The 24,521-nt window shown below is 59.1% G+C and carries 23 protein-coding genes; 6 read left to right on the top strand and 17 right to left on the bottom strand.

Annotation, left to right across the window (positions count from 1 at the left end):
- Positions 1–2 precede the first annotated feature (2 nt).
- The gene (locus BN1117_RS06760; RefSeq protein ID WP_040095943.1) at positions 3–1,025 is read right to left on the bottom strand and encodes an ADP-ribosylglycohydrolase family protein; all 1,023 of its coding nucleotides are present in this window, start codon (positions 1,023–1,025) and stop codon (positions 3–5) included.
- Between the two features lie 150 nt (positions 1,026–1,175).
- Here BN1117_RS06760 and BN1117_RS06755 point away from each other — a divergent pair, with 150 nt between their 5' ends.
- On the top strand, positions 1,176–1,943 hold the full coding sequence (locus tag BN1117_RS06755) for a GntR family transcriptional regulator (protein WP_052441438.1): 768 nt from the start codon (positions 1,176–1,178) through the stop codon (positions 1,941–1,943).
- Positions 1,944–1,998: 55 nt separating this feature from the next.
- Here BN1117_RS06755 and BN1117_RS06750 read toward each other — a convergent pair whose 3' ends face one another.
- The 11 genes from BN1117_RS06750 to rimO form a co-directional block, all read right to left on the bottom strand.
- Complete coding sequence (locus BN1117_RS06750; RefSeq protein WP_040095941.1) at positions 1,999–3,129, bottom strand: ribosomal protein uL16 3-hydroxylase; 1,131 nt, start codon at positions 3,127–3,129, stop codon at positions 1,999–2,001.
- A 139-nt stretch (positions 3,130–3,268) separates the two neighbouring features.
- The gene (purB, locus tag BN1117_RS06745) at positions 3,269–4,639 is read right to left on the bottom strand and encodes an adenylosuccinate lyase (protein ID WP_040095940.1); all 1,371 of its coding nucleotides are present in this window, start codon (positions 4,637–4,639) and stop codon (positions 3,269–3,271) included.
- Positions 4,640–4,768: 129 nt separating this feature from the next.
- Entirely contained in the window at positions 4,769–5,383 is a 615-nt protein-coding gene (gene hflD / locus BN1117_RS06740) for a high frequency lysogenization protein HflD (protein ID WP_040095938.1), read from the bottom strand.
- A 369-nt stretch (positions 5,384–5,752) separates the two neighbouring features.
- Positions 5,753–6,859 (bottom strand): tRNA 2-thiouridine(34) synthase MnmA, encoded by a 1,107-nt coding sequence (gene mnmA / locus BN1117_RS06735; RefSeq protein WP_040095937.1) that lies wholly within the window; start codon positions 6,857–6,859, stop codon positions 5,753–5,755.
- 157 nt (positions 6,860–7,016) lie between these two features.
- Entirely contained in the window at positions 7,017–7,508 is a 492-nt protein-coding gene (locus tag BN1117_RS06730) for an NUDIX hydrolase (RefSeq protein WP_040095935.1), read from the bottom strand.
- Entirely contained in the window at positions 7,508–8,437 is a 930-nt protein-coding gene (locus BN1117_RS06725) for a pseudouridine synthase (RefSeq protein WP_040095934.1), read from the bottom strand. Before BN1117_RS06725 ends, BN1117_RS06730 begins: the two co-directional genes overlap by 1 nt.
- A 104-nt stretch (positions 8,438–8,541) precedes the next feature.
- Entirely contained in the window at positions 8,542–9,309 is a 768-nt protein-coding gene (locus BN1117_RS06720) for a PTS sugar transporter subunit IIA (protein WP_040095932.1), read from the bottom strand.
- Positions 9,309–9,614 (bottom strand): PTS fructose transporter subunit IIB, encoded by a 306-nt coding sequence (locus BN1117_RS06715; protein WP_040095930.1) that lies wholly within the window; start codon positions 9,612–9,614, stop codon positions 9,309–9,311. The genes BN1117_RS06720 and BN1117_RS06715 overlap by 1 nt, the downstream gene beginning before the upstream one ends.
- Before the next feature lie 218 nt (positions 9,615–9,832).
- Positions 9,833–11,239, bottom strand: a complete 1,407-nt coding sequence (gene uhpT, locus BN1117_RS06710) for a hexose-6-phosphate:phosphate antiporter (protein ID WP_040095928.1) — start codon at positions 11,237–11,239, stop codon at positions 9,833–9,835.
- Positions 11,240–11,787: 548 nt separating this feature from the next.
- Positions 11,788–13,698, bottom strand: coding sequence for a PTS fructose transporter subunit IIABC (locus BN1117_RS06705; RefSeq protein ID WP_040095926.1), 1,911 nt, complete (start codon positions 13,696–13,698; stop codon positions 11,788–11,790).
- A gap of 779 nt (positions 13,699–14,477) precedes the next feature.
- Complete coding sequence (gene rimO, locus BN1117_RS06700) at positions 14,478–15,806, bottom strand: 30S ribosomal protein S12 methylthiotransferase RimO (RefSeq protein ID WP_040095924.1); 1,329 nt, start codon at positions 15,804–15,806, stop codon at positions 14,478–14,480.
- A gap of 292 nt (positions 15,807–16,098) precedes the next feature.
- On the opposite strand from rimO, the gene BN1117_RS06695 reads away from it, so the two are divergent.
- Positions 16,099–17,223 (top strand): HD-GYP domain-containing protein, encoded by a 1,125-nt coding sequence (locus tag BN1117_RS06695; RefSeq protein WP_040095922.1) that lies wholly within the window; start codon positions 16,099–16,101, stop codon positions 17,221–17,223.
- 163 nt (positions 17,224–17,386) lie between these two features.
- Here the strand turns inward: BN1117_RS06695 and BN1117_RS06690 are convergent, their stop codons facing one another.
- The 5 genes from BN1117_RS06690 to BN1117_RS06670 all read right to left on the bottom strand — a co-directional run bounded on the left by BN1117_RS06690 (position 17,387) and on the right by BN1117_RS06670 (position 20,678).
- On the bottom strand, positions 17,387–17,572 hold the full coding sequence (locus BN1117_RS06690; RefSeq protein ID WP_005338109.1) for a hypothetical protein: 186 nt from the start codon (positions 17,570–17,572) through the stop codon (positions 17,387–17,389).
- A gap of 42 nt (positions 17,573–17,614) precedes the next feature.
- Complete coding sequence (locus tag BN1117_RS06685) at positions 17,615–18,196, bottom strand: NifB/NifX family molybdenum-iron cluster-binding protein (RefSeq protein ID WP_040095920.1); 582 nt, start codon at positions 18,194–18,196, stop codon at positions 17,615–17,617.
- Entirely contained in the window at positions 18,193–18,507 is a 315-nt protein-coding gene (locus BN1117_RS06680; protein ID WP_040095918.1) for a DUF134 domain-containing protein, read from the bottom strand. The genes BN1117_RS06685 and BN1117_RS06680 overlap by 4 nt, the downstream gene beginning before the upstream one ends.
- 236 nt (positions 18,508–18,743) lie before the next feature.
- A complete protein-coding gene (locus BN1117_RS06675) occupies positions 18,744–19,934 on the bottom strand; it encodes a dicarboxylate/amino acid:cation symporter (RefSeq protein ID WP_040095916.1) in 1,191 nt (396 codons plus the stop codon).
- 192 nt (positions 19,935–20,126) lie between these two features.
- The gene (locus BN1117_RS06670; protein WP_040095914.1) at positions 20,127–20,678 is read right to left on the bottom strand and encodes a hypothetical protein; all 552 of its coding nucleotides are present in this window, start codon (positions 20,676–20,678) and stop codon (positions 20,127–20,129) included.
- Between the two features lie 785 nt (positions 20,679–21,463).
- Between BN1117_RS06670 and mntA the strand changes: the two genes are divergently transcribed.
- The 4 genes from mntA to rfbD all read left to right on the top strand — a co-directional run.
- The gene (gene mntA / locus BN1117_RS06665; protein WP_040095913.1) at positions 21,464–21,856 is read left to right on the top strand and encodes a type VII toxin-antitoxin system MntA family adenylyltransferase antitoxin; all 393 of its coding nucleotides are present in this window, start codon (positions 21,464–21,466) and stop codon (positions 21,854–21,856) included.
- Complete coding sequence (hepT, locus tag BN1117_RS06660; RefSeq protein ID WP_040095911.1) at positions 21,853–22,302, top strand: type VII toxin-antitoxin system HepT family RNase toxin; 450 nt, start codon at positions 21,853–21,855, stop codon at positions 22,300–22,302. The genes mntA and hepT overlap by 4 nt, the downstream gene beginning before the upstream one ends.
- Before the next feature lie 238 nt (positions 22,303–22,540).
- Positions 22,541–23,758 carry a dTDP-glucose 4,6-dehydratase gene (gene rfbB / locus BN1117_RS06655; protein ID WP_040095909.1) on the top strand — a complete coding sequence of 406 codons (1,218 nt, stop codon included), beginning with the start codon at positions 22,541–22,543 and terminating at the stop codon, positions 23,756–23,758.
- Positions 23,758–24,521 (top strand): dTDP-4-dehydrorhamnose reductase (gene rfbD / locus BN1117_RS06650; RefSeq protein ID WP_040095908.1); only part of this gene is annotated, 764 nt, incomplete at its 3' end. The genes rfbB and rfbD, both read left to right, overlap by 1 nt.

Below are 24,521 nucleotides of genomic sequence, written 5' to 3'. Positions count from 1 at the left end.
GGTCATACGTCCTGTTGCCGATAGTGAGCAAGGGCTTCGGCATAGGGGCCGAAGTCAATCCGGTTTGCGTGATTAATCAGTTGGCGCGCTGCCAGCGGCAGGGCCGAGATGCCGCAGAGGGCACCGCAGATGGCGGTGGCCATGGCACCTATGGTGTCGGTATCGCCGCCGAGGTTGGCGCACAGCTGGGCGCAGAGCATGGGGTCTCCTTCCGAGAGCTCCACTATACCTAGCGCGGCGGGGATAGATTCAATGACATCCATGCCAGAACCGATCAGGTCATAGATCTCGTCGAGGCCTGACTCGATGGTCGGTGCCTTGTCGATGCAGGTGAAAGCGAGCTCGATGCGGCGGCCAAGGGAGGCGCTGAAGGTGGAGGCGAAACGGCGCTGCACCTCTTGTGCGAGGGGGGGCAGTTCGGTACGAATGGTTGCCCACTGGGCCCCTTCGATGGCGCGGCTGATGGCCCAGGCGATCACGACGGAACCGGCGATAGCGATATCCGACTTGTGGGTCGGCACGCAGGCTAGGCGCACGGCCTCGATAAAGGCCTCCTTGTCGCTGGTCGGCATCAGGCAGCCGATGGGGGCGATGCGCATCGGAGCGCCGTTGGTCACGCCGTTGGCCTGGATCTCCTCAAGAGGGATCCCTTGCTGCAGGGCGATAAGGGCTCCTTTGGAAGTCGGCCCCAGAATATTTTTGCTAAAGGCATCGATCCCCTCGGCCCACTTCATGATGTGGCGGGCGATGGTCAGTGGTTTGATCGCCCCCTGCTCCTCGATGATGGCATCCATGAGGGCAACCATCTGGCTGGTGTCATCGGTAAACTGACCGCGCACGAATTCGTTGGCAGCGATGTTCTCCTCGGGGCCGTCGAGGAAGTCATGGATCCAGCCGAAGAAGGCACGCACCTTCTCGCGGGACCAGAGTTCCGATGGCATGCCAAAGGCATCGCCCACCGCTTGTCCATAGAGACACCCCAGAATACGTTGCTGTTGAAGTGAGGCAGAGCTTGAGGGGGGCATGACGAGATTGATCACCTTTACATAGTCCAGTTGCAGTCCAGTTGGTATTATACACATCCAGTGCCAGTCCAGTGTGAACCATCACGCATTTTAAAGTAAAGTGGGCTGGACCCATTTGTTGATGTTTTTGCATCTTGAGACGAGATCGCCATGCAGAGAGATTGTGCTGAACGTCTGTTCAACGAGCTGAGACAGCGGCTGGCCAGCGCAGGGGATGAGCCGCTTTATCTCATTCTGGCGCAGGGACTACAGCAAGCGATCGACCGTAAACAGCTACCTCACGGCTGCGTGCTCCCCTCAGAGCGTCAGCTCTCCGATACGCTTGCCCTCTCTCGAGCCACTGTGGTCAAGGGGCTCTCCCTGCTGGCGGAGCAGGGGCGGGTTATTAAGCAGCAGGGCAAAGGGACCGTTGTGCATGCCCCCTTTATCTACAACCTGAGTGGCGGCAGTTTTACCGCCCAGCTGAGCCAGCTCGGGGTACTGAGCGATCGCTGGCTGGCGCGGGAGTTGGTGTTGGCCAGTGCCGAGCAGGCCGCACTGATGGGGTTGGTGGAGGGCACCGAGATCGCCAAGATCCGCCGGGTGCGTTGTGTCAACAATGACCCCACCTCTATTGAGACCACTTATATTCCTCGCCAGTTTCTGCCCCGTCCCGATCTGCTGGAAGGCTCGCTCTACGCTCATTGGCGTGAAGAGGGGATTGAACCTGTTGCCCAGCAATATCAGATCTGCCAGCAGCTGCCGAGCCAGAGCGAGAGCGCTATGCTGGGGTTGCCAGTGGGCATGCCGGTGTTGGTTGTGCTGCAGCGCAGCTATACCGCACAAGGGGAGTTGCTCGAGGTGAGCCAGAGTTTATGTCGCGGTGATAGCTACAGCTTTACCTTCAACAGTGGCACCATCCCTGGCGGAGTCAGGTGAAAATGTTGCAATAAAAAGGCGCCAAAGGGCGCCTTTTTACTTTGTGAGAGCCGGATTAGTTGAAGAACCAGTAACCGCGATTGACCAGCCGGGTCAGCAGTTGCAGGAAGCCAGCCTGATCGGCGAGTTCCACCATATCGGCCTGAGTGACCATATCCTTGTCGCACAACAGGGAAATGGCGGCCGGATCGATGCTCTGCAGGGTCCAGGCTTCGCCATCGATGAAACACTGCTGGCTCTCGCCGCTGAACCAGACGGTGCGCAGACCCGGTACCTTGATGGCGGGCTCGCCCTGGGTCAGCAGGTCGGCCACCTCTTCGGCGCTGTAGTCCGGCTCCACCGGATTGACGTCGAGATCGTGCTTGGCCTCGGAGATCATGGTGCCGAACCACTCCTTGAACAGGGTCTCGTCATCGAGGGCCTGCTGCATCAGCTCGCGCAGACGGTGCAGCTCGTGGGGCTGGATCTCGCCGTGACGGGCGCGGGGCTTGAGATCGGCATCGCCGTAACGCTCGGTACGCACCTCGTTGTCGATCAGATGATCGGCAAAGGAGGAGATAAGCGCCTTGGCATCCGGTGCGCGAAAACCCACCGAGAAGTTCAGGGAGGGCTCGATGGCGTAGCCCTCATGGGGGAATCCCGGCGGGATGTAGAGAATGTCACCCGGCTCCATGATGACGTCGATGATCGCCTCGAACGGCTCGCAGTGCAGCAGGGCCGCGTGGGCGGCGAACTCGCTCCTGGGCTTGGCATCGCCGACGCGCCAGTGGCGTTTGCCCTGGCCCTGGGTGATGAAGACGTCGTAGTTGTCGATATGGGGACCGACACCACCATGGGGGGTGGAGAAGCTCACCATCACATCGTCAAAGCGCCAGCCCGGAATGAACTGGAACGGCAGCGCCAGCTCGTGCACCTCGGGGGCCCAGTGGTTACAGGCCTGCACCAGCACGGTCCAGTTCTCTTCCCCCAGATGGTCGTAGGATTCGAAGGGGCCGTGGGCCGCCTCCCACTTGTTGTTGAAGCGGGTAACGAGACGGGACTCTACCACCTCTTCCATGGCCAGACCCGCCAGCTCATCCGGGCTGATGGGATCCTGAAAGTCGGTGAAGCCGCCCTTGATAAGGAGCGGGCGCTTCTGCCAGTAGTGCTCGAGGAAGTGAGCGATATCCAGATTGAGTTGGTACATGGTCTTCTCGTGTCTTTGTGAGAGAGGAGTTGCCTAAAACGGGCTTGGGCAACGCCACTCATGGTCCTGTCTTGGCAGGGAAATAACAGGGGCCCTGTTGCAGATCATGCACAGGGCCCCGGTGGTGTCACTTATCCGCTTATTTCAGCAGATCGACCAGACGCTGGGCGTCACCGATGTAGTTGGCCGGGGTCAGCTTCTTCAGCTCAACCTTGACCGCTTCCGGCAACGCCAGGGTGTCGATAAAGGTACGCATCCCTTCGGCATCGACGCGGCGACCACGGGTCAGCTCCTTGAGCTTCTCGTAGGGCTTCTCGATACCGTAGCGGCGCATCACGGTCTGGATCGGCTCGGCCAGCACTTCCCAGTTGGCATCCAGATCGGCGGCCATGGCGGCGTCGTTGGCTTCCAGCTTGGAGATACCCTTGAGGGTCGCCTGATAGGCAATCAGGGAGTAACCCACCGCCACACCCAGGTTGCGCAGCACGGTAGAGTCGGTCAGATCACGCTGCCAGCGGGAGATAGGCAGCTTGCTCGCCAGATGCTGGAACACAGCGTTGGCCAGACCCAGATTGCCTTCGGAGTTCTCGAAGTCGATGGGGTTGACCTTGTGCGGCATGGTGGAGGAGCCGATCTCGCCCGCGATGGTGCGCTGCTTGAAGTGACCTAGGGAGATGTAACCCCACACATCGCGGTCGAAGTCGATCAGGATGGTGTTGAAGCGGGCCATGGCGTCGAACAGCTCGGCGATATAGTCGTGCGGCTCGATCTGGGTGGTGTAGGGGTTCCAGGTCAGGCCCAGGGAGGTAACAAACTCCTCGGAGAACTGGTGCCAGTCCACATCCGGGTAGGCGCTGAGGTGGGCGTTGTAGTTACCGACCGCACCGTTGATCTTGCCGAGGATCTCCACCGCCATGATCTGCTTGTACTGGCGCTCCAGGCGGTAGGCGACGTTGGCCATCTCCTTGCCCATGGTGCTCGGGGTAGCCGGCTGACCGTGGGTGCGGGAGAGCAGCGGCATGTCACGGTACTCAACGGCCAGGCGCTTGATCTCGCTGATCAGCTTTTCGCAATAAGGCTTGATGACCTCTTCGCGGGCGGTTTTCAGCATCAGACCGTGGGAGTTGTTGTTGATGTCTTCCGAGGTGCAGGCGAAGTGGATGAACTCGCTGACAGCCGCCAGCTCCGGGTTCACTTCGACTTTCTCTTTGAGGAAGTACTCCACCGCTTTCACATCATGGTTGGTGGTGCGCTCGATCTGTTTGATGCGGGCGGCATCCTGCTCGTTGAAGCTCTGGACTATGCCGTCGAGCAGGGCGTTGGCGGCCGCGCTCAGGGCAGGGACTTCCGGGATCCCGGCGTGGCTGGCCAGTTTTTGCAACCAGCGCACCTCGACTTCGACGCGAAAACGCAGCAGGCCGAATTCGGAGAAGATAGGGCGCAGGGCATCGGCCTTGTCGCCATAACGACCGTCAATCGGGGAAACAGCAGTCAGCGCGGACAGCTCCATGGGGTGAACTCCTGATGATTTGTGTGGGGGATCCGTATCCACTCGCGCGTGGGCCGGTGTCGTCATCAAGGCGGATGTGCGGCTGTTCACCCTGATGTCGACCTCGCTTGCCCGCGCGCGAGCCGATGATTAGTAACGTTTGGCCAGCTCCACCATCTTCTTGCGAGCGAAGATGATCTGGGTCCGGCTGCCACCGAGCTGACGCCACAGCACGCAGGCACGAATGCCTGCCAGCAGCAGGGCGCGCACCTTGTGCTGCACCAGCGGTTGCTGCAGGAACAGCGGGGTACCCGCCACCTGGATGCGCGGCCCGATGGGGCTGATAAGATCGCTGTAGATGCTCGCCATGTTGGCCAAAATCTGCTCGTCGAGCAGATCGAAGTGCTGTTGCTGGCGACCAATCTGGCTGATCCGCTCACCCAGCATATTGAGAATGTCCTTGCGCTTGGCCAGCTTGCGCTCCAGCGCGATCAGGCTCACCACGTAGCGGGTCAGTTCGGCATTCTTCTGGGTGCCATCGGCGCCCAGCTGCTCGACCAGCGCGCGGTAACCGTCGCGAATGGCCAGATGGGTGTTGTTGAACACCTCGAGCGGCTGGTTCGGGTTGGTCACCAGAATGCTGGAGAGGCTCTCGCGCAGGGCGGCCTCGTCACAGCTGCCGTCCCGGGCCACCTTCTGCACCAGATAGGCGGCCTGGCAGATGCCGGCAAAGGCCATGGTTCTGTCTTGGAATTTATCGCTCATATCTTCACAGCCCTGTTGTGTTCATTCTCTGGCTGATGCCGCAGCAGGCCATGATCCGACCTGGAATGTATCGGTCATCTTTCACAGCCCTGTTGTGTTCATTCTCTCTCTGGCTGATGCCGCAGCAGGCCATGATCCGACCTGGAATCTATCGGCCATCTTTCACAGCCCGGTTATGTTCTTGCTCCGGCCGACGCCATGATCCGGCCTGGACGTTGCCCATCATGTATCGCTGCCTTGTACTGTATTTTCTTTGTCCCCTCTCCCTCAGGGAGAGGGTCAGGGTGAGGGTGGTTACCCCCTCATCCCAACCCTTCTTCCGCGAAGGGAGAAGGGAGTAGCGCGCGGACGCAGATGAGCGCCCAGCCCTTAGACCGGATGGCTGAAACGCTGTTCGATGATGCCCCCCCCCAGACACACGTCCCCGTCGTAGAAGACGGCGGATTGGCCCGGGGTCACCGCAGCCTGTTTCTCGTCGAAGATGACCCGGATGGTCTCGTCGTCGATGGGCTGGATCAGGCAGGGGATATCCTGCTGACGGTAGCGGGTCTTGACGGTGCAGCGACGCGGCTCGCGAATGGGAGTGCGATCCACCCAGTGCAGTTGGCTGGCGATGAGGCCGTCGGAGTAGAGGCGGGGATGCTCGCCCTGCGCCACCACCAGCACGTTGCGCTCGACCTCTTTGTCGACCACATACCAGGCCTCTTCGGTGGCATCTTTGCGACCACCGATGCCGAGCCCCTTGCGCTGGCCCAGGGTGTGATACATCAGACCCTGATGCTCGCCGATCACCTTGCCATCCACGGTCTCGATTTTACCGGGCTGGGCGGGCAGGAACTTGGCCAGGAAGTCCTTGAACTTGCGCTCACCGATAAAGCAGATGCCGGTGGAGTCTTTCTTCTTGGCGGTGATGAGATCCAGCTGCTCGGCGATGCGGCGCACCTCCGGCTTCTCCAGATCGCCAACCGGGAACAGGCTCTGACCTACCTGCTTTTCGCTCAGGGTATAGAGGAAGTAGCTCTGATCCTTGTTGGTATCGAGACCGCGCAGCAGGCGCGGGCGGCCGGTGCTGTCGTCACGGCGCACATAGTGGCCGGTGGCGATGTAGGTGGCACCCAGCTCTTCGGCGGCAAATTCGAGGAACGCCTTGAACTTGATCTCCTTGTTGCACAGGATATCCGGGTTCGGGGTGCGGCCGGCTTTGTACTCTTCGAGGAAGTGCTCGAACACATTGTCCCAGTACTCGGCCGCGAAGTTGATGGTGTGGAGTTTCATCCCCAGCTTGTCGCAGACGGCCTTGGCATCAGCCAAATCCTGGGCGGCAGAGCAGTACTCGTCCGTGTCGTCTTCTTCCCAGTTCTTCATGAACAAGCCTTCGACCTGATAGCCCTGCTGCTGGAGCAGGTAGGCCGAGACGGAAGAATCCACGCCGCCGGACATGCCGACGATCACCTTGATTTGGCTGTTGTCTGTCATTAGTCGAAGTTACCAGTTCGTTTAAACGGGGCGTATTCTACCAGAGTTTTGCGCCCCCGGTCACATATCCATGCCGCAGTTCCCATCAGGAGCTCGATAGCAGGAAATCGTTTTTCTGCTGTTGGCCTTTGTCACCGAAAAAGAGTTTCAAATGGCCTCATATAAAGGCCTTGAGGGCCGACAGCGGCAGCCGTGTCCCCGCCAGATAATCCTGAATGCACTGCCATACCAAGGGGCTGCGCAGGGCCGGTTTGCATTCCGCTATTTCTTCCAGGGTGAGCCAGTGGCAAGCCAGCACATCGCCGTCAGGATCCTCTGGATGGTGCTGACCCGGCGCTTTTTCAAGGTCGAAGATGATGGCGGTGCGCACATAGGTGGCCTCGCTGTCGGCCGGTTTGAACAGATAGGTGCCAAGCCAGGCGGTCGGCGTGGCGGTCAGACCCGTCTCCTCTTTCAGCTCGCGGCAAGCCGCTTCAAGCAGGTTTTCCCCCGGCTCCACATGGCCGGCGGGTTGGTTGAAGCGGCGCTGGCCTTTAATCTCCTCTTCCACCACCAGAAAGCGCCCCTGCCACTGCACCAGGGCGGCGACCGTCAGGCGCGCCTCCATGGGGGCGTGGCTGGTGGTCGATTGCTCTACCTGATTGCTCATCATGACTCCTTGTCGCTGCTATTGGGGTTGCCCGCACGGGCGGGTCTGCGTGCCGTTCCTCGGCCGCTGCTGCGGGGTTTGCCGCCAGTCGGGCTTGGGGTTGCACCCTCGGTTGGGTGAGTGTTGCGGGGACGCTCGTCCCGTCTCGGCTGGCTGGCCCGCCGTGGCGTATCCCCTGCCGGTTTGGCGGTATGAGCGCCTGAACGGGATGAGGAGGGACGCGGGCGGCTGCTGGAGCTCGGCGCCAGCTCGGGGGCGGGCAGGGCGCGGCTCTCGCCGGGTGCCAGCCCATCTTCTTGCCAGTTACCCAAGGTCCAGTCACCGATGGCGTAGCGAATAAGGCGCAGGGTGGGGTGGCCGATATGGGCGGTCATTCGCCGTACCTGCCGGTTGCGCCCCTCCACGATTTTGATCTCAAGCCAGCTGGTGGGGATCTCCTTGCGCTCGCGAATGGGCGGATTACGCGGCCACACCGCAGGTTCATCCATAATGCGCGCCCCGGCGGGCAGGGTCATGCCGTCATTGAGCGCCACCCCGGCGCGCAGAGCGGCCAGTTTCTCTTCGCTCGGCACGCCTTCCACCTGCACCCAGTAGGTCTTGGGGGTCTTCTCCCCCGGCTGGGTGAGGCGCGCCTGCAGCTTGCCATCGTTGGTGAGCAGCAATAGCCCCTCGCTGTCGCGATCGAGCCGCCCTGCGGCGTAGATGCCGGGCTCTTTGATGTAATCCTTGAGGGTCTCCCGGCCCGCCTCGTCGGTGAACTGGCAGAGCACCATATAGGGCTTGTTCAATAGCAGCAGCTTGCGATCCGCTGGGGCCAGCTCCGGTTTGCGGGTGGCGGCATGGCGGGGGGCAGCTGGTTTGGCCGCCGAGCGCGGGGCGTTATCGCGCGGCGCACGGTTGACAGAGAGACGGGAGCGGGGAGATTTCATCGGATACACACTTCAGACAGACGATGGCAGCGAGTGTACCACAGGGTGCTGAGGGCAGGATGAATGGCTGGCGTCAGAACCAGCCGCGCCCGGAGCCAATTCGCCTAGCTCAGCAGGCTCTCGATGACGATAGCCTGACGGGCGGGGTCCGAGCCTGCCTGCAACAGGGCGTGGCTGACCACATCGTTGATCATCGCCTGCGCCAGTCGGGTAAGGGGGCGCAGGGTCTCCCGTCCGCTGCCAACTGGCACCGCCAGCAGAATAATGGTCTGCACCGGCCCGATTTGAGAGCCCCACTCGATGGCCTTCTTGCAGCTAAGCAGGGTCAGCGCCGGCTGGCTGATCCCTTCGCTCAATACATGAGGCATGGCTAGACCGGGGCGGATGATGGTGGCCGAGACCTGCTCGCGCCGCTCTACCGCAGCGGTCAGTGTGGCGCGGTCGGTGATCAGCTCGGCGGGCAGCAGATCGATCAGATGCTCGAGGGCCTCGGCCTTGGTCAGCTGTTCGGGGCTGTGGGCCAGTTGGCGCAGGGCAAACTGGTAGTCGGACAGGGCGTTGGCCAGTCGCAACTCCGCCAGCGCGGCGGTGCGCGGGCGCACCAGCGGTTGACCCAGTTCGCCGCACCAGCAGGTGAAGGCCATGTGGGCCAGTTCGGCATCGTCCCCTTCGATCTGCAACTGGCAGAGATCGCCGGGCTGGGTGGCGAGGGTCAACAGGGAGAGCTGGTTGCTGGCGGCGACGGTCTGGCGCCGGGTGAGGTTGGCGCAGCGGATGGTGGATGTGAACATCCCCGCCAGCCGGTTCAACTGCTTGGCCTGGGTGATGCTCAACCCCTGCTGGCAGTAGAAGGTGATTTCGCGGGTCAGCATCAGGCCGGGATCGGCAGGGCCTTGAGTACGGCGTTGGCATCCAGCAGCACGGTTTCCAGTCTCACCTGATGGATGGTGCAGCCAAGAAAGCGCTCTTTCTGCTCAATCTCGATATCGGAGGCAATCAGCACCAGATCGGCGCTGGCAATATCGCGGGCGGTCAGCATGTTCTCCATGCCCATGGCGCCCTGAGTCTCGACCTTGATCTTGAGCCCCAACACGGTGGCGGCTTTTTGCAGGGCATCGGCAGCCATATAGGTATGGGCAATACCGGTTGGGCAAGCTGTGACGGCAACGATCTTCATCTGCTCTCTGTGATACTGACAAGGGGGATGACAAGATAGCGCCAGCGGTGGGAATTTACCAAAAGCGCATATGAAAAGTGGGATCTTGATGGGGATATCGCTGCCCCTTGCGCGGCAGCACGGGCTGATGCCTGGCTAATCGGGTGTCTGGTTGCTCCAAACAACAAGGGCCACCCCTGTGGGTGGCCCTGAACAATCTGCGTTTGTTGCTATGGCTATCAGGCGGTCTGGGTCGCCAGCTCGGCGGCTTTCAGTTCGCGCTTGATGCGGCGGATCTTGCGCTCTTCGGCGACGGCAACGCAGGCCATCAGCACCAGACAGGCAGCGGCGGCCATATCCAGCGCCGCGAAGGTGCCACTCCATCCGGTCAGACCGAAGATGGGGGTGCCATCGGCGATCATGCCCAGACCCAGTTTGGCAAAGCTGTCACCAATCAGGTAAGCGAAGGTGCCCTTGACGCCATCGGCCACGCTGATGCCCTGCTTGGGTACGAAGCCCACGGCGGCCACACCGATCAGCAGTTGCGGACCGAACACCAGGAAGCCGAGCAGGAACAGAGAGCCCAGGAACATAAACTGGGTAGTCGCATGCTGGTAGAGACCCAGGGTGGCGATAATCAGCGCCAGCGCCACGCAAGCCACCAGACCACGACGGCCATTGGCCAGGTCAGAGAGGTAGCCCCACATCAGGGTGCCGACCAGAGCACCCACTTCGAAGAAGGTAAAGCCCTGAATAGCCACGTCTTTGGAGAAGCCGAGCTCCTGGTGGGCGTAGACGGTGGACCACTGGTCGATACCGATACGCACCACATAGAGGAAGATGTTGGCAAAGCAGAGCAGCCAGATCACCTTGTTGAGCAGCACGTACTTCACGAAGATCTGCCACTTGGTCAGCTGCTGCTCTTCGGTGGCGATATCCTCTTCGCTCGCCACTTCGTCAAACAGCTCTTCCACCTTGCCAAGGCCATAGGCTTCCGGTGAATCGCTACCAAAGCGCAGGCCGATAAAGCCGACGATCAGCGCGATGATGGAGGGGAAGATAAACATGCCAAGCACGTTGCCATCAAACAGGTAGTTGGCACCGAACAGCGCCACACCGGCTGCACCGGCCCCGCCCACGTTGTGGGAGAGGTTCCACATACCCAGATAGGTGCCGCGCTTGTTGCGAGGGGTCCACTTGGTGATGGTGGAGTAGCTGCACGAACCGCCGCAGCTCTGGAAGAAACCGCTCAGGGCATAGAAGAAGATCATGAAGTAGAGGCTGAAACTTGTGCCGCCCATGCTGGCACTGAAGCCCAGCATGCAGAGCGCGGAGAGGATCAGCATCAGCGGCAGGAACTGCTTGGTGTTCTTGCCATCGGCATAGTAGGAGACGATGGTCTTGCCCACCCCGTAGGTGATGGAGAAGCCAAGGCCGATCATGCCAAGCTCGGTCATGGAGAGACCGTACTCCTGGATCATGTCATTCTGCGCAATGTTGAAGTTCTTGCGGATCAGATACATGGTCAGGTAACCGATGAACACAACCAGATAGGATTGCATAAACGGTTTGAACCAGAGCTTGCGCCGGGCTTCGACCGGCAGGTTCAGGGTGGGGACCCGGACCTGTTCGAGCAGTTTAAACATCTTCGTTCATCCTCTGCGAGATAGACGCTGTTTCCGTCGCGTTCCTCACTTTTTGATTGGGGTTGGAGGTCACGCTACGGAAGGGGGAACGGAACGTCGGGGCCGTCAGCCGTTGCTGCGCACGACGCTCCATCCATATAAACCCGGGCCCGACACGGGATGACGGGGCACATTGCCCGTCGCGGTGCGGGTCACGACATCAGGTGAGGTGACTCTAATAAGAGAGGCAAAAAATGGCTTGAGAGCCATCCCTAGCAGGGGTAGGAAATATTCCTAGTTTTTACGCTTTCGCAGACAAAGCGTGAGAAGCATCACACCACTGATGCCGGAGTGCGGCCACTTCAGTCCGTTTATTGTGGCGAATGAGACCTTGGTGGGATGAGAAGCGGCCAGCAGGGATCCAGAGAGATGAGGGGGGAGGGGTTATCGACCACCATGTCGAGTGTGTCGATATTGGGGAAAGCGGCTCGCCAGCCATCACAAAAACAAGAGGCCACCCCGGGGGTGGCCTCTTTTTATGCTCTACGAGCCGACATGGCGAGGGGAACTCAGGCCGCCTTGGCCAGGGTTACCTCGTCACTCTTTTTGACCCGCAGCTTTTTCAGGGCAACCGCCACCACGCCGGTAACGATGGCACCGCAGATCATGCAGAGCAGGGCCAGCAGCGGCTTGTTGACCGCACCCAGCAGGGCGACGATGGGGCCACCGTGGGCAACGCTGTTGGTGATACCCAGCAGGAAGGCCATCACAGCAGCGGTCATGCTGCCCAGCACGTTGGCCGGGATCACGGCCAGCGGGTCGCGGGCGGCGAACGGGATCGCCCCTTCGGAGATACCCACCAGACCCATGGCACCGGCGGCTTTGCCCGCTTCGATCTCGGACTCGTCGAAGATACCCAGCTTGCGACCGAGCACGGTCGCAAGCGACATGCCGAGCGGTGCGGCCGGGATGGCGCAGGCCATGGCGCCCATAAACTGGGTCTGGCCGGAGGCGATCATGCCGACCGAGAACAGGAACGCCACCTTGTTAACCGGGCCACCCATATCAAAGCCGGCCATACCACCGAGCACGATACCCAGCAGCACCAGACTGCCACCGCTCATGGAGAGCAGCATGGCGTTGAGGCCAGTCATCATGTCGGCAATCGGGGCGCCGATGATGAAGATGAATACCGCAGCGATAAACAGGGAACCGACGATGGGAGCGATCAGGATCGGCACCAGCGGTTGCACCATCTTGTGGTACTGGCGGGTGGCAATCCAGCGCACCAGATAGCCGACCAAGAGGCCCGCAATGATGGCACCGATAAAGCCGGTACCGGCATCAGCGCCGTAGAAGCTGCCGTTATTGGCGATCCAGCCGCCGATAAAGCCCGGTGCCAGTGCCGGACGATCACCGATGGCGTAGGCGATATAGCCCGCCAGAATGGGGATCATCAGGGTGAAGGCGGCCACGCCCACGTTGAGGATCTGGTTCCACATGCTCCCTTCCGGGATCTGCATGCCGCTCGGGGTCGGGTTGCCGCCGATGGCCAGTGACAGGGCGATAAGCAGACCACCGGTCACCACGAACGGGATCATGTGGGAGACACCGTTCATCAGGTAGCGATAGAGATCCGAGCTGCCGCCGCTGGCGCGCTTCTCGTCCCCCTTCTTCTCATCCTTGTCCGCCACATAGGCGGGGGCTTTCAGCGCCTGCTCGATCAGACCCTTGCCATCCTTGATGGGGGCCTTGACGCCGGTCTTGATGAGGGGTTTGCCGTTGAAGCGGGCCATATCCACCTGCTTGTCGCAGGCCACCACGATGGCGGCGGCACGGGCGATCTCGTCAGCGGTCGGGCTGTTCTTGACGCCGATGGAGCCGTTGGTCTCCACCTTCACCTCATAACCCAGCTCCTTGGCGGCGCGCTCCAGCGACTCGGCCGCCAGATAGGTGTGGGCGATACCGGCCGGGCAGCCGGTGACACCTATGATAAAGCCCTTGCTGGTGGTCGGGGCCGCGCTCTGCTCCTCTTTCTTGGCCAGCAGCAGCGCCAGCGCATCGGCCGGGGTGTTGGCCGCCAGCAGCTTGGCGATAAAGCCCTCTTCGATCAGCTTGCCGGAGAGCTCGGCCAGCACTTCGATATGGTGGTTGGCGCCACCGGCCGGGGAGGCGATCATAAAGAAAATGTGGGATGGCTTGCCATCTTCGGCGCCATACTCGATGCCGTTGCGGCTGATGCCGATGGCGACCGCCGGGTTGCACACCGCCGCACTCTTGGCGTGAGGCAGGGCCACGCCCTCTTCAAAGCCGGTGTTGCCCAGCTCTTCGCGGGCCCACAGATCCTTGATAAAGGCCTGCTCGTCGCTGACCTTGCTTTGCGACGCCAGCAGGCGGGCCATCTCGGTGAAGACCTCTTCCTTACGCGTCGCTTTCAAATCGAGGTTGATCAGATGTTCATTGATCAAGGTGGTGATCATGGCGCTCTCCCCGCTTCCGGTAACGGAAGCTATGCGTGAGTACGTATCGACGTACTGGATAAAAATGACCTGACCATTATCGCGGCTCGCCCGCCCTCTCCCTATCGGACAAATGTGCTAATCACTGGATTTTTGTGCGCAGTAAAACACGATGTGATGAAGATCCCGTTTTCAGGCAGGACTCGCCATGATCAGGTCGTTATTAATTTTTTCTTTAAAAACAGATGAATGTCTCGGTGTCTGGCTCTCCGACAGGTTGGTGATGCGTCATATCAACAAATAAATCATTATCTGGATCTGGATTTATATGTGGTTTAAAGGTGCGGCAGGATGTGATGTTTCTCACAAAAGACCGATATTTCGCCGGGCGGATTAGGATTTTTATGCGCCTGATGGTGGAGGCCAATTGCATTTGCTGGGGGAGTAGAGAGGGGGGGCAGGGGCAAGAATCGAAGTGACTTGCACCACCTGATTTGGTGGTAGTGAACGTGGCGACAGACCGGCATCGCGAGTTTGGGGCAGCACCCGGTATGGCTTTGATCGTCACAGCGAGCGCCACAGCGGGCCTCTCTCCGCGTCGCTTCTGGCTGCTGACCCGGCTGGCCGATGGCCGCTGTTTGCAATACTCCACCGATAGCAAGGTGTGGCTGCTGCGCTTCACCCCGTTCTTGCCAAGCAAGCGCTGCGTTATCGGGGGAATGTGCTGCACGCCGGAGCGGCATTCAACCAGTAAAAAAGCGCCCGCAGGCGCTTTCTTCATTTGGCTGGTAAGGCCTGAATTAGCTGATCAGGCTGGCCCACAGGTCATATTCGTCGGATTCGTCGATCCGTACCTTGACCATGTCCCCCGGCTTGAGGCCGGTCTCGCCGTTGAGGTAGACCAGACCGTCGATCTCCGGCGCATCGGCGAAGGAGCGGCCAGTGGCGCCCTCTTCGTCCACCTCGTCGATGATGACGGTCAGCACCTGACCCACTTTGCGGGCCAGCTTGCGGATGGAGACCTGCTGCTGCAGCTCCATAAAACGCTGGAAGCGCTCTTCCTGAATCTCTTCCGGCACCGGATCCGGCAGCTCGTTGGCCTTAGCACCTTCGACCGGGCTGTATTTGAAGCAGCCGACCCGATCCAGCTCCGCTTTGTCGATAAAGTCGAGCAGCATCTGGAACTCTTCCTCGGTCTCGCCCGGGAAGCCGACGATAAAGGTGGAGCGCAGGGTGATCTGCGGGCAGATCTCGCGCCACTTCTGGATCCGCTCCAGGGTGCGCTCGACCGTACCCGGGCGCTTCATCAGTTTGAGGATGCGCGGGCTGGCGTGCTGCAACGGAATATCGAGGTAGGGCAGTACCTTGCCATCGCGCATCAGCGGGATGACGTCATCCACGTGCGGGTAGGGGTAGACGTAGTGCAGGCGCACCCAGATATCGAGCTTGGCCAGCTCTTCGCACAGGGCGACCATGCTGGTCTTGACCGGCATGCCATCGTAGAAACCGGTGCGGTGCTTCACATCGACACCGTAGGCGGAGGTGTCCTGGGAGATCACCAGCAGCTCCTTCACCCCGGCCTCTTTCAGGCGCTTGGCTTCGGCCAGCACGTCGCCGATGGGGCGGCTCACCAGATCCCCGCGCATGGAGGGAATGATGCAGAAGGTGCAGCGGTGGTTGCACCCTTCGGAAATCTTCAGATAGGCGTAGTGGCGCGGGGTCAGCTTGACGCCGTGGGCCGGTACCAGACTGGTGAAGGGGTTATGCTGCGGCTTCTCCACATATTTGTGGACGTGGCCCAGCACCTCTTCGTAGGCGTGGGGGCCGGTGATCTCGAGCACCTTGGGGTGGATCTCGCGGATCTGATTCTCTTTGGCACCGAGGCAGCCGGTGACGATCACCTTGCCATTCTCGGTCAGCGCTTCGCCGATCGCTTCCAGCGACTCTTGCACCGCGCTGTCGATAAAGCCGCAGGTGTTGACGACGACCAGCTCGGCATCGTCATAGCTGGGCACCACATCGTACCCTTCGGTACGCAGCTGGGTCAGGATGCGTTCGGAATCGACCAGGTTTTTGGGGCAACCCAAGGAGACGAATCCTACTTTGGGGGCCTGTTTTGTGTTGGACATCGCTCAATCACTCTTAGGTGGCTCTTCTTTAAGGGCGCGGATTTTACCGGAATGGTTAACCAAAAACTATACAGCCAGCATGGCAGAACCGAACAATATCTCCGAGTAGGCAGGATTGGGTCACACCCACAATCGGTGATGATGCGCCCTTGGTAGGGCTATTGCCTCTGCTGTGCAGGTTGGTTGTGGGGACGCTGCTTTGTTGATTTTTCTGTCAATTTTGACGCCGTGGCGGGGAGAGCGTCAAAGGGAGTCACTATACTTCCATCACGGGGTCCCGTTGGAGAAGGCGATGGAAAGTTCATTTGGCGAAAAAATGCAGAGCGTACATGCCACGCTCAGGCAGCGCTTTGACAAGCTGAGCCGGGTGGCCATCGCGATTTACGATCCCCATACCGATCAGCTCAAGACCTTTGCCCACAGCACCGAGGGGCCCTCGCCACTGGTGCAGTATGAGGTGAAGCTGAGCGATGTTCCCTCCCTGAGTTATCTGGCGGAGCACAAGCTGCCCCGGGTACTCGGTAATCTCGATGCCCTGCGTGGCTCTGCGTCGGAGCACAGCCGCAAGGTACTGGAGGCGGGTTATGCCTCCAGCTATACCGAGCCGCTGCTGTTCAACAGCAAACTGTTTGGCTTTCTGTTTTGTGATGCTATGGAGCCGGGATATTTCGGGGAGCCGATCCGCAGCGAGCTGTCGGCCTATGCCCAGGCGCTCTCGGCCATCATTGCGGTGGAGTTTTTCTCGATCCAGACCCTCGGCGGCGCGCTGACCACGGCGCGGGAGTTTAGCCGCTATCGGGATGAGGAGACCGCCAACCATCTGCACCGGATGTCGGCCTACTCCCGACTGATCGCCAAGACGCTGGCCCCGACTTGCGGGCTGAGCGATGAGGAGGTGGAGTTTATCTACCTCTTCTCCGAGCTGCACGACATCGGCAAGATCGCGGTGCCGGATGCTATTTTGCTCAAGCCGGGCAAGCTGACGCCGGAAGAGTTCGAGATCATGAAGATCCACCCAAGCAAGGGGCGGGAGATGATTGCCCTGATGATGAGTACATTTGGTCTGGAAGGCATTCACCATACCGACATGCTGATTGATATCGTAGCCCATCATCACGAGCGTTTTGATGGCCAAGGTTATCCGGATGGGCTGGCGGGGGAGGCGATCCCGCTTGCTGCGCGCATCGTGACGGTGGCCGATGTGTTTGATGCCCTGACTAGCGAGCGCCCCTATAAGAAGGGCTGGCCGTTCGAGACGGCATTTGCCTATCTGGAGGAGCATGCCGGCAGCCAGTTTGATCCCGCCTGCGTCGCTGCAGCCCTGCACAACAAGGCCGAGTTTTATGCCCTCTATCAGCAGTATCAGGATCCGGCCTGCACTCCGAGTGTGGCGCCCAGCGGCGCAGAGCCGGGTTGAGCGCGAGTGTTGAGCTTAAGGGGCAAAGAGGCGGTTCAAGTATGATGAGGAGTAAATAGAGAGGGGGCACCAGCAGGTGCCCCCTCTCTTTTATGCGCCTTTCTATTCCATGCGCACTTATTTTGTCGACCTTGTAACTGCGGCTATGGCGTTTGCGATCAGGTTACTTTTTGGGCGTCGGCTCGCTGATCTGGTAGAGGTGATCCGCGCAGGCGCTGGAGCAGCCACAGGGGCGCACCTCTTTATCTTCCCGCTTCTGGGCAAGCTGGTATTGGCGCCACCAGATGATGGTGCCCATGGCCAGGATCAACACGAACGAGGCGAGCAGGCTCAACAACCAGATGGACATGATCTCTTCTCCTTGATGGTGATGACATGCACGGCGATGGCATCAGTGATGATGGCAGCAACCGCCCTGCTGGTTGGCGCCTTCACTGCCGTGGCAACAAGTATGGCCTTGTCGTGAGCTCTCTGCCTGATTGCCACTACTGGCGCAACAGTGATCGGAGCCACTGTTGCAACCACCGTGACAATTCGCATGGCTGTGGCCTGCGCCGACGGGCTGGATGGCACGGATAGCCGATTTGCTCTGATGACGGCGAGACGGGCGGCCCTGACTTGCTTCAGTGAGAGTGTGCAGATTGGCAGGAGCCAGCAGCGCGGGCAACGGCAGGCGGGCAGAGCGACACTGCAGTACCCGGATATTGGCCGCCAGCAGGCGACTGAGCATCCGCTCGCCGATATTGCGTACCACCACCTGACCCACTTGATGATGTGCGAGGGTATCGAGCAGCGCTTGCTTGCCGTGGCAGCCTTCGGCGCAGGCCGGGTTGGCCAGGGTGGCGATAACGTTCCCTTCGGGATTAAGAATTTGCAACTGCTCGGCACGGGTAAAGTGGCCAGCCAGCATTCCCTGACTCAGCATCAGGGCGCTGTTGCTTGGGGTGGTTGTCATGGTTGTGACAGCATTCATCTCGGCTCTTCTCCACTGGTTTGGGGGTCGGGCTCGGCGGCTTGCATCATCAATGCCTTGCCCAGACTCAGACACTCCACCACCTTGTAACGCCCTTTTTTCAGGATATTGGCCAGGGTCTGACGGGAGACCCCCATCACCAGGGCGGCCTGCTGCTGCTGCATGCCTTGAAGGTCGACGAGGCGCAATGCCTCGAACTCGTCAGGGGCAAGGGTGACCTGCTCCAGCTGATGCATGGGGCGGCCGTTGGGTTTGAAGCAGCTGTTGGCAGGGCGGCCACAGATCTGGCGGGCAATCTTGGGTCTCGGCATGGTGGCTCCTTATTGGCATACGCTACTTATACGCCTGTATATTGCATATGCCAATAACTTTATCGAAAAGAGGGGTAATGGGGGAAGATGGGTGGCAGAGAGAGTGGAAAGAGGGAATAGAGAGACAAAGAGAGCAGAGCCGGGAAGATGAGAGGAAAATGCAGAAACGACGCAGGCCCGAACATGGTTCGGGCCTGCGGTTTTTACCAAGGATGGCGGGAGCCTTCCTGGCGCGCTTACGCCTGTTCGGTCTCGACCACAGGGGAGGCAACGCCTGCACTTTCGCTGCCGTTGGCGAAGCGATCCGCCCACAGGGCAATCACGCCGTCACCGGTGACGTTGCAGGCGGTGCCGAAGCTGTCCTGTGCCAGATAGAGAGCGATCATCAGGGCGATGGAGGCTTCACCAAAGCCGAGCATGGAGGTGAGCAGACCCAGCGCCGACATCACGCCACCCCCCGGCGCGCCCGGGGCGGCGATCATGATCACCCCCAGCATCATGATAAAGGGGAGCATGGTGCCATAACCGGGAATAGCCAGATGTTCGGAGAGGAACATAACCGCAGTGGCACAGGTCACCAGGGTAATGGTAGAGCCGCAGAGGTGAATGGTGGCGCACAGCGGCACGGTAAAGTTGGCGATGCCGGCGCTCACCCCGTTGTTTTTGCTCGATTGCAGGGCAACCGGAATGGTGGCCGCGCTCGACATAGTCCCCAACGCGGTGAAGTAGGCGGGCAGCATGTTCTTGATAAGCTGGGTTGGTGAGCGGCCAAGGGCCAGACCGGTACCAACGAACAGCACAGAGAGCCAGATCCAGTGCATCAGGATCGCCATCACCAGCACCACGCCGAAGGTTTTCAGAGTGGCGAATACGGTGCCTTCTACCGTCATCTCGACAAAGACGCCGGCGATATAGAGCGGCAGCAGCGGAATGATCACCTTGGCCAGCAGGCGGTCGATGATGTCACGGCCCTGATCGGCGACCCGGCGCAGATCGGTAGCCTGAGTGGCGCTGATACCGATGCCGAACACGAAGGCGGCGGCCAATGCCGACATCACGCCAAACAGCGGCGGGATCTCCAGTTTGATATAGGAGGCGAGCTTGACTGCCTCGGTCGAGGCGGGCTCGGCAGCGGTGGTGAGTTGCGGGATCAGATGGCTTGCCACGGTAAAGGCGAACAGCCCCGCCAGAATGGTGGAGCAGTAGGAGAGGGCCACGGTTTTACCCAGCAGCTTGCCGGAGTTTTTCGGCAGGCTGGCGATGCCGCTCATGATAAAGAACAGAATGATGAGCGGAATGGTGAAGGTGATCAGCTGACCTATCACTGTCTTGGCCGTAAACAGCACGCGCGCCACCCACTCAGGGGCGTAGAGACCGAGCAAGAGACCGGCAAGGATGCCAGCAATGAGTTTGAGGACAAGTTTCATAAGGAAATCCGGAGTTGGTTGTATTGTCTGTTTTGTTATTAAATTTTGATATTAATCACACTTTCTAACACGTAAGCCGTGTTATGTCTGCCTTTTATGCGTTAATGCCGAGTTAAATATTGTCGATAGCCAAGATCACCGACTAGCTGTCGGCTTGGCGTTGAACTGAAAAATCCGTGATGAATTAGCCCGTTAGGTGGCCTGCTGAGTGCCACGCAGCAACATGACGTACTGGCTGGCGTGTTGACTTGCGGAATCTGACGTGTCGGCTGACACGGCTTCCATCGGCGCCAGTTGTAGCGCGCTCCCGGATGAGGTGACCAGTTGCTTTAGCTGAGCGTGACTTATCTTGCCGTTTTGCGGCAGGGGGAAGCAGATCGGAGCGCCCGCTTTGAGCAGGGTCGTCAGCAGTTGCAACAGGGGGATAAGGGTGGCCGCGTCGCTATCAAGCGGGCGACTCAGCCAGATGCCATCGTAAGGGAGCACCGAGTGCATCTTCGCCAGCGGGCAGACCCGCACTGCTTGGCCGGATTGCTGCGAGGCAACTCTGGCGTCGGCCAGCACCGCCTCACAGGCGGTGACCACATACCCTTCTGCACGCAGCCAGCAGAGATCCTCCCCCCTACCGCACTGACCATTGAGCAGGTGAGCGCCCGGTGTGAGGCGCGCCACAAAGGCCGCCCGAGCGCGGGCATGCTGGTCGTTCAAGGGCCGGGAAGTGGGGATGGCGTCAGAGTGTGGCACAGGGGTTACCTCCAGCAGGGGGCGCACAGAGTAACAAATCGGGGCCTGACTGCCAAAGCGGGCGGTCAGGTCCCGCTTGACAGGAATGTGTGGGAGTTGCCGGAGCCTGTTAGCGGCCGCAGGCAGGCCCGTGGGGCGAGGCTGGCATGGTGAACATGCTCTCTATCAGGAAGGTTGATGCGCTACTTCATCAAATACAGTGGTTTGGCTGCGATTGGGTCTTCTTGCTGCCGGTTTCACCAGGTGCTCAAAGGATAAGCAAGATGGCGCTGAGCTATACACAGTCTCAAGTAACACTCTGCATGGCGTCTTTGGGTTAGTCATATTGACAAAGAATGAGATATAATCGCGCCTTGAAATCGAATAGTGTGGGGTGTCACCCCATGGGTGATGGGTTATCGCAGCGTTAATCGCGCAGACAAATACACCGGAAAGCTGGAGGACATCATGACCAACAGCGCGAGTCATCTGGTTAAAAACAGCAATCTGGGAGCTGCAACCCAGTGCGGTAGCCATCTCATTTTTCTGAGTTTGGATAGAAAATGACCCGAAAGTCAGCGTAAGAAAGTGCGATTTTGTGTAGCTGGCGGATAATTTTCTTGGAGCAAATCTTGGTAGCAGGATCCAAGCTTTTGGCTAAATCCCAGCCATGCATATGGGGGCTCTGACGTTCTGAAGTGGTAGGTGGCAAACGTCATAATGACAGAACTGAATCGGATTTCTGTAGCGCAAAGCGAAAGACCTGCCCCCTGCTTTTCAAACCTTGAACCTTGAAGTCAATACCCATGACTAATCCTGATGACGTATTTGCCCATATTCAACAACTCGCCGAGCAACACGCAGACATTGCCGCCGTTTGGTTGTATGGTTCACGCGCGCAAGGCCGAGCGCGGCAAGATAGCGATTATGACTTGGCGATTGCATTTAATGACTTCTCGCTCGATGCCTTAGCCCGTTATGTGCGGCCACATAGTTTGGCGCTGGATTGGGCTGGTGCATTGCAGTTACCAGAGTCGCAAGTCTCAGTGGTCGATATTAACCAGGCACCCATCTATCTGGCGTATCAAATTATCGATACGGGAAAGCTGATTTATAGCGATGGTAGTGCAAGACCGTGGCAAGAAATCACCCGTATTAATAGCTTATTTGAATATCAGCAGCGCGAGGCTCAGCGATGAAACATGAAAAATCCACAGGATTGCAGCTGTATTTAACCGAAGCGTTCAAACATCAGCAAGATTATTGCCAGCAGCTTGACGAGTTACGCGCTGATTTGGCGAAAGGTGAACTACGCCGGCGCGATTATTTAGCGATGGAGCGCCTGTTGCAGGTATTGACCGGGCTCTGTATCGGGCTGGCCAAACACTGTTTAAAGCATTACCAAAATAACGCGGCTGCCGATGCCTATCAAACCTTTAGCCAACTCCATCTGCATGGATTTATCAGCGCCAATGAGTTAGGACAATGGCGGCAGATTATTGGGATGCGCAATGGTTTAGTACACGATTACTTAAATATTGATATCAACATCATTCGTCAAGTTGTCGCTCAAGGTCACTACCAAACCTTAGGTGCATTTTGCAACAAAGCGATAGGCTTTTTACGTGGAAACTCAGCAGATTAAGCCAGATCTTGCGGCTTTCTATGGGGAAGAATGAAGTAAAATAGCTGGAAAAAAGTAAAGCTTAGACTTTAAAAAGATGGCGCTGACATGAAATAAAAGCAGCCATCTCAAAATGGACAAAAGTTGTCTCAGTGGAAAACGCTCAGTGGAAAAGAGCACTGAGATAGAAAAATTTGAAATTAGGCACTCTTCAGCGACCGTTATCGATGGTTACGCTCAATCAATGCGGAAGTAAATAATGAAAATCCTCGTGACCGGCGGTGCCGGCTTTATCGGCTCTGCCGTTGTGCGCCATATCATCCGTGATACCCAAGATGCCGTGATCAATCTCGATAAACTCACCTATGCCGGCAATCTGGAATCCCTGGCCGATGTCTCGTCAAGCGATCGCTATGCGTTTGAGCAAGTGGATATCTGCAACCGGGCCGAGCTGGATCGGGTGTTTGCCCAGCACCAGCCGGATGCCGTGATGCATCTGGCCGCCGAGAGCCATGTTGACCGTTCCATCACAGGCCCGGCTGACTTTATCGAGACCAATATCGTCGGTACCTATATGTTGCTGGAAGCAGCTCGCGCTTACTGGAACGGCCTGGATGAGGTACGCAAGGCGGCCTTCCGCTTCCACCATATCTCCACCGACGAGGTGTATGGGGATCTGCCCCATCCGGATGAATTGATGCGTAACGCGGGACTCGTGACTGGTGACTCGAATCCCGAATCCCGGATCCCGAATCCCGACCTACCACTATTTACTGAAACCACCCCCTACGCCCCCAGCAGCCCCTATTCCGCCTCCAAGGCTTCCAGCGACCATCTGGTGCGCGCCTGGCGCCGTACTTACGGCCTGCCGACCATCGTCACCAACTGCTCCAACAACTACGGCCCGTACCACTTCCCCGAGAAGCTGATCCCGCTGGTCATTCTTAACGCGCTGGATTGCAAACCTCTGCCGGTCTATGGCAAGGGCGACCAGATCCGTGACTGGCTCTATGTGGAAGACCATGCGCGCGCGCTCTACAAGGTGGTGACCACGGGCGTGGTCGGGGAGACCTACAACATCGGCGGTCATAATGAGAAGCAGAATCTGGAGGTGGTACACACCATCTGCGATCTGCTGGACGAGATGGTGCCGCTTGCAGGTACCGCGGGACTTGTGACTCGGGAATCGGGACTTGAATCCCAAACCACGAATCCCGGATGCCCAATCCCTAATACCGGATCGCGAAGCTACCGCGATCAAATCACTTACGTGGCTGACCGCCCCGGCCACGATCGCCGCTATGCCATCGATGCGACCAAGATGAGCAGTGAGCTTGCTTGGCAACCGCAAGAGACCTTTGAATCCGGTATTCGCAAAACCGTGCAGTGGTATCTGGATAACCAGCAGTGGGTGAATAACGTCAAAAGCGGTGCCTACCAGTCTTGGATTGAGCAGAACTACGGGGAGCGTGCCTGATGCATATTCTGCTGTTTGGCAAAAACGGCCAGGTAGGCTGGGAGCTGCAACGGGCACTGGCGCCGCTCGGGCGTATCACGGCCGTTGATTTTGACTCGACCGATTATTGCGGTGATTTCAGCAACCCGGCCGGGGTGGCCGACACGGTACGTCTGGTCAAGCCGGACGTGATAGTCAACGCCGCAGCCCACACCGCAGTCGACAAGGCCGAAAGCGAGCGGGAGTTTGCCGAGCAGCTCAACGCGACCAGCGTGGCAGCGATAGCTAAAGAAGCGGAAGCATTGGGGGCCTGGTTGGTGCATTACTCCACCGACTATGTGTTCGATGGCAGCGGTGAGCGCCCCTGGGTGGAAACCGATGCAACCGCCCCGCTCAACGTCTATGGCGAAACCAAGCTGGCGGGTGAGCAAGGGGCCGCGCTTTGTTCCCGTCACCTGATCTTCCGCACCAGCTGGGTTTACGCCGCTCGAGGGGCCAACTTTGCCAAGACCATGCTGCGCTTTGGCAAAGAGCGTAGCGAGATGTCGGTCATCAATGATCAGTTTGGTGCCCCGACCGGGGCCGAGTTGCTGGCCGATTGTACTGCCCATGCTCTCCGCGTGGCGCAGAGCAAACCCGAGGTCGCCGGGCTATACCATCTTATTGCCTCCGGTACCACTACCTGGTTTGACTACGCCCAGCTGGTGTTTGCCAAAGCCAGAGAGGCCGGGGTTGAACTGGCGGTCACGAAACTCCATGCGGTGCCGACCAGTGCCTTCCCGAC

The organism is Aeromonas australiensis (assembly GCF_000819725.1).
Lineage (GTDB): Bacteria > Pseudomonadota > Gammaproteobacteria > Enterobacterales > Aeromonadaceae > Aeromonas > Aeromonas australiensis.
The sequence above is the reverse complement of the archived record's forward strand: the minus strand, read 5'-3'. Positions and strand labels throughout refer to the sequence as shown.

Coding starts and splice junctions, on each gene's coding strand:
- BN1117_RS06760 (WP_040095943.1), bottom strand. CDS start 1,025: ATGCCCCCCTCAAGCTCTGCCTCACTTCAACAGCAACGTATTCTGGGG.
- BN1117_RS06755 (WP_052441438.1), top strand. CDS start 1,176: ATGCAGAGAGATTGTGCTGAACGTCTGTTCAACGAGCTGAGACAGCGG.
- BN1117_RS06750 (WP_040095941.1), bottom strand. CDS start 3,129: ATGTACCAACTCAATCTGGATATCGCTCACTTCCTCGAGCACTACTGG.
- purB (WP_040095940.1), bottom strand. CDS start 4,639: ATGGAGCTGTCCGCGCTGACTGCTGTTTCCCCGATTGACGGTCGTTAT.
- hflD (WP_040095938.1), bottom strand. CDS start 5,383: ATGAGCGATAAATTCCAAGACAGAACCATGGCCTTTGCCGGCATCTGC.
- mnmA (WP_040095937.1), bottom strand. CDS start 6,859: ATGACAGACAACAGCCAAATCAAGGTGATCGTCGGCATGTCCGGCGGC.
- BN1117_RS06730 (WP_040095935.1), bottom strand. CDS start 7,508: ATGAGCAATCAGGTAGAGCAATCGACCACCAGCCACGCCCCCATGGAG.
- BN1117_RS06725 (WP_040095934.1), bottom strand. CDS start 8,437: ATGAAATCTCCCCGCTCCCGTCTCTCTGTCAACCGTGCGCCGCGCGAT.
- BN1117_RS06720 (WP_040095932.1), bottom strand. CDS start 9,309: ATGCTGACCCGCGAAATCACCTTCTACTGCCAGCAGGGGTTGAGCATC.
- BN1117_RS06715 (WP_040095930.1), bottom strand. CDS start 9,614: ATGAAGATCGTTGCCGTCACAGCTTGCCCAACCGGTATTGCCCATACC.
- uhpT (WP_040095928.1), bottom strand. CDS start 11,239: ATGTTTAAACTGCTCGAACAGGTCCGGGTCCCCACCCTGAACCTGCCG.
- BN1117_RS06705 (WP_040095926.1), bottom strand. CDS start 13,698: ATGATCACCACCTTGATCAATGAACATCTGATCAACCTCGATTTGAAA.
- rimO (WP_040095924.1), bottom strand. CDS start 15,806: ATGTCCAACACAAAACAGGCCCCCAAAGTAGGATTCGTCTCCTTGGGT.
- BN1117_RS06695 (WP_040095922.1), top strand. CDS start 16,099: ATGGAAAGTTCATTTGGCGAAAAAATGCAGAGCGTACATGCCACGCTC.
- BN1117_RS06690 (WP_005338109.1), bottom strand. CDS start 17,572: ATGTCCATCTGGTTGTTGAGCCTGCTCGCCTCGTTCGTGTTGATCCTG.
- BN1117_RS06685 (WP_040095920.1), bottom strand. CDS start 18,196: ATGAATGCTGTCACAACCATGACAACCACCCCAAGCAACAGCGCCCTG.
- BN1117_RS06680 (WP_040095918.1), bottom strand. CDS start 18,507: ATGCCGAGACCCAAGATTGCCCGCCAGATCTGTGGCCGCCCTGCCAAC.
- BN1117_RS06675 (WP_040095916.1), bottom strand. CDS start 19,934: ATGAAACTTGTCCTCAAACTCATTGCTGGCATCCTTGCCGGTCTCTTG.
- mntA (WP_040095913.1), top strand. CDS start 21,464: ATGACTAATCCTGATGACGTATTTGCCCATATTCAACAACTCGCCGAG.
- hepT (WP_040095911.1), top strand. CDS start 21,853: ATGAAACATGAAAAATCCACAGGATTGCAGCTGTATTTAACCGAAGCG.
- rfbB (WP_040095909.1), top strand. CDS start 22,541: ATGAAAATCCTCGTGACCGGCGGTGCCGGCTTTATCGGCTCTGCCGTT.